The organism is Patulibacter defluvii (assembly GCF_034096925.1).
Lineage (GTDB): Bacteria > Actinomycetota > Thermoleophilia > Solirubrobacterales > Solirubrobacteraceae > Patulibacter > Patulibacter defluvii.
This window is the reverse complement of sequence record NZ_JAWZSQ010000051.1, coordinates 1-4,932: the sequence shown is the minus strand read 5'-3', so window position 1 is coordinate 4,932 and position 4,932 is coordinate 1. Positions and strand designations below refer to the sequence as shown.

The following is a 4,932-nucleotide window of genomic DNA, read 5'->3' as shown; positions in this document are numbered from 1 at the left end:
CGGCCGGTCACGGCGCCGCCGCGGTCGCGGACCGCGGGGCGTCGGGGCTGCGGCGGCGGACCCCGGCGGCCGCGGCGGCCCCGCCCGCCAGCGCCCCGCCGGCGGCCAGCAGCACCCACAGCACCGGGTCCTCGAGGAACGCCGCGTAGCCCATCGTGTGGGCCACCAGCGCGATCGCCATCGCCGCGATCCCGGCTCGCGCGGCCGCGCTCTCGGCGTCGCGCAGCAGCCGTCGCAGCACCAGCACGATCAGCAGCACGTAGACGCCGAGACCGACGATCCCCTGCTCGGCGGCGATCGTGATCGGGATCGTGTGCGAGGCGTCGACCGCCTTCCGCTCGCCGCTGTGCTCGGCCTCGCGGTAGGCCTTCGAGAAGCCGCCCGAGCCGACGCCGAAGAACGGGTGGTCGGCGAAGATCCCGATCCCGCCGCCGGTCAGCGCCACCCGGCCCGAGGTCGCCCCGTCGAGCCCGTCCTGGTTGAGCCCCTTCAGGTTCAGCGCCCCCGGGGCGGCCAGCACCAGCACCGCGCCGACGGCGACGACCGCGACCAGCGCGCCGAACGCCTTCCAGGGGCCGAACCGCATCCCCCCGAGCACCGCCAGCCCGACCAGCAGCGCCAGGAAGCTCGTCTGCGAGTAGGTCAGCACCAGCGCCGCCCACAGGATCGCCAGCGCCGCCCCGGTCAGCCAGATCGTGCGGCCGCGGGCCGACCACAGCATCCAGGCGGTCAGGCCCAGCATCACCAGCACCAGGAAGCGGCCGTAGATGTTGGGGTCGAAGAACAGCGAGTTGACCCGGAAGGCGTCCTCGATCTGGTTCGACGCGATCACCTTCGGGTTCAGCAGCACCGTCTTGGTGGCGTACTCGTAGAAGCCGACCGCGCCCAGCACCAGCGCGACGCCGGTCGCCACCGCCAGGCAGCGGCCGGCGAGCGCGGTCGTCCAGCGGGTCGTGCGCAGGACCACGTAGAGCAGCGCGAAGGGGACGTAGAAGAAGGCGACCTGCTCGACCGCCTTCGCCTGGTCGTCCGACCACGCGCTCTGGACGGCGTAGAGGACCACGAACAGCAGCAGCAGCACGTCGGCCGCGACCGGCCGCGGATCGACCGGCGGCTCGCCGGGATGGCCGTCGGCGTCGCGGACGCCGGCCGCGCGGTCCCAGACCCAGGCCAGGGCCGCGGCGCCGGTCACCAGGTAGAGCGGCACCAGCAGGTTGACCGGCTGCCCGCCGCCGACGTCGATCGGGATCCGGAACGGCAGCGCCGCCGCCACCAGCAGCGGGATCCAGCCCGGCCGCCGGCGCAGGAAGGCGGCCGCGGCGACCAGCACCAGCACCCCGACCGCGGCGGCGGCCAGCAGCAGCAGGATCCCGCCCGGCCCGTCGCGCAGCTGCCGCATCGGGCCCGAGTCCCAGACGTCGGGCTGGGTCGCGAGCAGGATCGGCGCCCCGACCAGCGCCACGCCCATCGCTCCCGCCCGCGCCCCGGGCGCGCGCAGCAGCAGCGCCAGCGCGGCGGCGATCGTGACCGCGGTCAGCGCGAGAGTCGTCGCCATGTGCTGCTCATCAGCTCGGAGGTGTCCGTGTCGCTGCCGAGACGGGCGGCGAAGGTCGGCAGGCCGGTCCGGATCAGCAGCCCCTTGCCGATCCGCACGGCCGCGATCAGCAGCCGGTCGCGGCCGTCGACCGCGCTCGCCTCGCGCCCGGCCCCCTCGGGCAGGGTCGCCGGCCAGCCCGTCGGGTAGCCGTCGAAGCGGCCGTCGGTGCCGCGGAACAGGTCGACCCGGTCGCCGTCGATCTGGAGCGGCCCGTCGAGCCGCACCGCGCCGCTGCTGCGGACGCCGAACGCGTCCTCGTCGGTGAAGCGGCCGGGCGCGCGCAGCCGCCCGTCGCGCAGGGTCACCGTCCGGTGCAGCCCGGCCGGGTCGAGCGCCGCGACGGTGCCGCCGTCGCGGACGAACCGCTGCAGCCGCTCGGCGAGGGCGGTCGTCGTCCAGCGGTGCTCGCCGACCAGCAGCACGCCGCGGTGGCCGGCCAGCCGCGGGCTGGTGGCGCGGTCGCCGGCGGCCTCGGCCTCGGCCAGCGCCAGGTCGGTGGTCAGGTCGAAGCGCATCCCGTGGCGGGCCAGCCACTCCAGCACCGGCGCCTGCGACTCGTCGAATCCGCGCGGCATGCGGAAGAGCACCCGCGCGGCCCGGGCCCGCGACGAGCCGCCCTGCTCGAGCGTGTTCGGCAGCCCGTCGCCGTCGTCGTCGACCGGGTTGCTGCCCTGCCAGCTGATCGCCGGCAGCACGACCAGCACCTTCTGCGGCCGCGCATCGGTGGCCAGCGCCGGGACCTCGATCCGCTGGAAGCCCTCGGGGGTGTCGACGCTGACGGCCAGCCGGTAGGCCGCCGCCCGCTGCGAGCCGGTCCGCGGACGCAGCAGCGGCTCGCGACCGCTGCCGCGGGCGACGGTTCGCCGGCCCTCGCCGATCCGGCGCAGGATCCAGTGGTAGCGGCGGCCGCGGGCGTCGACGAAGAAGGTCAGCCGGTGGTCGCCGCTGGCCGGGACCGGGCTCGGCTGGACGGCGATCGCGCGCACCGTGACGCCGCCGCGCCCGCGCAGGCGGCCGTTCGGCTCCGGCTTCGGCAGCAGGTCGGGACCGGCGCCGGTCGGGCCGCAGCCGTCGGTGCCGGCCTGGTCGCGGACGCAGACCTGGATCACGTACGACCCGGCCGGGGCCCGGTGGCCGTCGTCGAGCTTGCCGTCCCAGCTGGTGGTGCCCTCGATCGCGCGCAGCTCGCCGTCGACCTCGGTGCCGCCGGTCGCGCGGCGGGTGACGTCGACCTCCAGCCGGCGGACGATCGCCATCGGCCCGGGGGAGATCCGCACCACCCGCGCCCGCGGCCGCCAGCCGCGCAGCAGCAGCTGGGCCTGCGCCGGACGGCCGTCGGTCGAGGGCAGGATCTCCGGGCCGGGCCCCGTCTGCGGGCCGATCCGCCGCACCTTCGGGCGCGGGCGCCGGTTGTCGACCGCGATCGAGGTCGTGTTGACCACGCTGCGGCCCTCGTCCGGGAGCGTGATCTTCAGCTTGTAGCGGCCGTCGCGGGCGATCATGCCGTCGTCGCGGCGGCCGTCCCACGAGAACCGCAGCGTCCGGTAGCGGCGGGCCGGCCGGTCGCGGGCCAGGGTCCGCACCGTGCGGGTCTCGCGGTCGACGATCTCGACGGTGACCGGGGTGGTGCGGTCGACCCTGAAGCGGATCTCGACCGTGTCGAGCCGGCCGTCGCCGTTGGGCGAGAACGAGGTGATCCGGGGAGCGCGGCGCTCGACGTCGGGCGAGAGGAAGCGCACGCCCTGGATCACCGACGGCTCGTTCTTCAGCCGCTGGGCGACGAAGAAGGCCGCCACCGTCCCGATCGCGAGCAGGACGAAGAGGATCCGCGCGGCACGGGTCGGCGAGCTCACAGGACCTCGAGCTGGCCGTTGTCGATCTCGTCGTGGCCGGGGGCGCTGCCGCGCTCGTGGCGCAGCAGCAGCCGCAGCACGTTGCGGTGGCAGACGACCAGCGTCGCGCCGGCCGGGCCGCGGCGGGCGCGCTGCTCGTCGGCGGTCCGGATCGCCGCGATCGCCGCCAGCGCGTCGTCCAGCTGGTCGCCGAACCGCTGCCCGCCGGGCGGCGCGTAGTCCAGCTCGAGGGCCCGGAAGCGGTCGTAGCCCCGGGGGTCCTCGGCGACCACCTCGTCGTAGCGGCGACCGGTCCAGTCGCCGCAGTCGGTCTCGGCCAGCCGCGGCTCGACCTCGGGGGCGAGGCCGGTGGCGGCGGCCACGATCGCCGCCGTCTCCAACGCCCGGGTCAGCGGGCTGGAGACCAGCCGGTCGACGTCGCCGCGGTCCACGATCGCCTGCGCCAGCGCGGCCGCCTGCGCCCGTCCGTGCTCGTCGAGCGGCACCGGCCGGTGGCCCTGGAAGCGTCCCTCGTCGTTGTAGGCGGTGCGACCGTGGCGAGCGAGCAGGATCATGCGATCGGCAGTGGGACGTTCGGCGTCGACCCGGACGCTCCTGCCGCGCCGGCCCCGCTACTGGTTCGGGACACCGGTGCCACCGGTGCCGGGCGTGGTCGTGACGCCGCCGGTGCCCGTCCCGGTCCCGGTCCCCGTGCCGGTGCCGGTGTCCGGGGTCGCGCCGGTGACCGCGCCGCCGGTCTGGCCCTGCGGCAGCTGCTGGTCGGAGGGCACCTCGGTCTTGCCGGCCGACGGCGCCAGCCGCCGCCCGGCGCCCGCGGCCCAGTCGGCGCCGAGCACGACCACGATGTCGGGCGTGCCCGAGGCGGCCGCGCGGATGCTCTCCGTCATCGGCTTCACCTGCGTGCTGCGCATCCGCAGCGCGCGGGCGATCGCGATCGCGGCCTCGCGGTTGCCGGCGCCCGAGCGGTAGGCGACGGTCGACGTGGCCTGGGTCGCCTTGACGCCGTTCTCCGTGTAGTTGGAGGGCTCGGCCAGGTCGAAGCGGCGGTTCTCCAGCACGTCGCTGGCGCCCTTGCCCATCCCGTCGGTGCCGGAGCCGTTGAGGACCAGGACCTTGGTCGCCGCGGCGCTGTAGCGGGGCCGCTCGCGCATGCCCGGCAGCGCCTGCTTGTCCTTCGCGTTCTGCTGGTCGACCGGCGTCTCGTCGCCGCCGCCGACCACGCCGAGCGCGAACAGCAGGCCGACGATCACCAGCACCAGCACCAGGCCGACGCCGATGATGCTGCCGATCGACCGCGACGGGCCGCCCTCCTGCGCCTCGCGCTCGCGGGCGGTGGTCGCCTGGGCGGCGGCGGTCGCCGGGCGCGGGCCGGCCAGCGGGACGACGCGGGTCGGCTGGCCCGGGCTGCCGTTGCTCGGCGGCGTCGGGCGCGGCGGGGTCGGGCGCGGCGGACCACCGGCGGCGCCCGCGGCCGCGGGCGCA

Annotated in this window: 4 protein-coding genes; all 4 read right to left on the bottom strand. The window is 76.5% G+C overall.

Translation table 11 applies throughout. The annotated features are described in order from the left end of the window. Nucleotides 1-7 precede the first annotated feature (7 nt). The gene (locus tag SH587_RS24555; RefSeq protein ID WP_320673305.1) at nucleotides 8-1,555 is read right to left on the bottom strand and encodes an O-antigen ligase family protein; all 1,548 of its coding nucleotides are present in this window, start codon (nucleotides 1,553-1,555) and stop codon (nucleotides 8-10) included. Next, nucleotides 1,534-3,450: a N,N-dimethylformamidase beta subunit family domain-containing protein gene (locus SH587_RS24550; protein ID WP_320673304.1), complete on the bottom strand. Its 1,917-nt coding sequence runs from the start codon at nucleotides 3,448-3,450 to the stop codon at nucleotides 1,534-1,536. Before SH587_RS24550 ends, SH587_RS24555 begins: the two co-directional genes overlap by 22 nt. Further along, nucleotides 3,447-4,004, bottom strand: coding sequence for a histidine phosphatase family protein (locus SH587_RS24545; RefSeq protein ID WP_320673303.1), 558 nt, complete (start codon nucleotides 4,002-4,004; stop codon nucleotides 3,447-3,449). The genes SH587_RS24550 and SH587_RS24545 overlap by 4 nt, the downstream gene beginning before the upstream one ends. A 57-nt stretch (nucleotides 4,005-4,061) precedes the next feature. Then, nucleotides 4,062-4,932: LytR C-terminal domain-containing protein (locus tag SH587_RS24540; RefSeq protein WP_320673302.1), on the bottom strand; the 871-nt coding region annotated here is incomplete at its 5' end.

Coding starts and splice junctions, on each gene's coding strand:
- SH587_RS24555 (WP_320673305.1), bottom strand. CDS start 1,555: ATGGCGACGACTCTCGCGCTGACCGCGGTCACGATCGCCGCCGCGCTG.
- SH587_RS24545 (WP_320673303.1), bottom strand. CDS start 4,004: ATGATCCTGCTCGCTCGCCACGGTCGCACCGCCTACAACGACGAGGGA.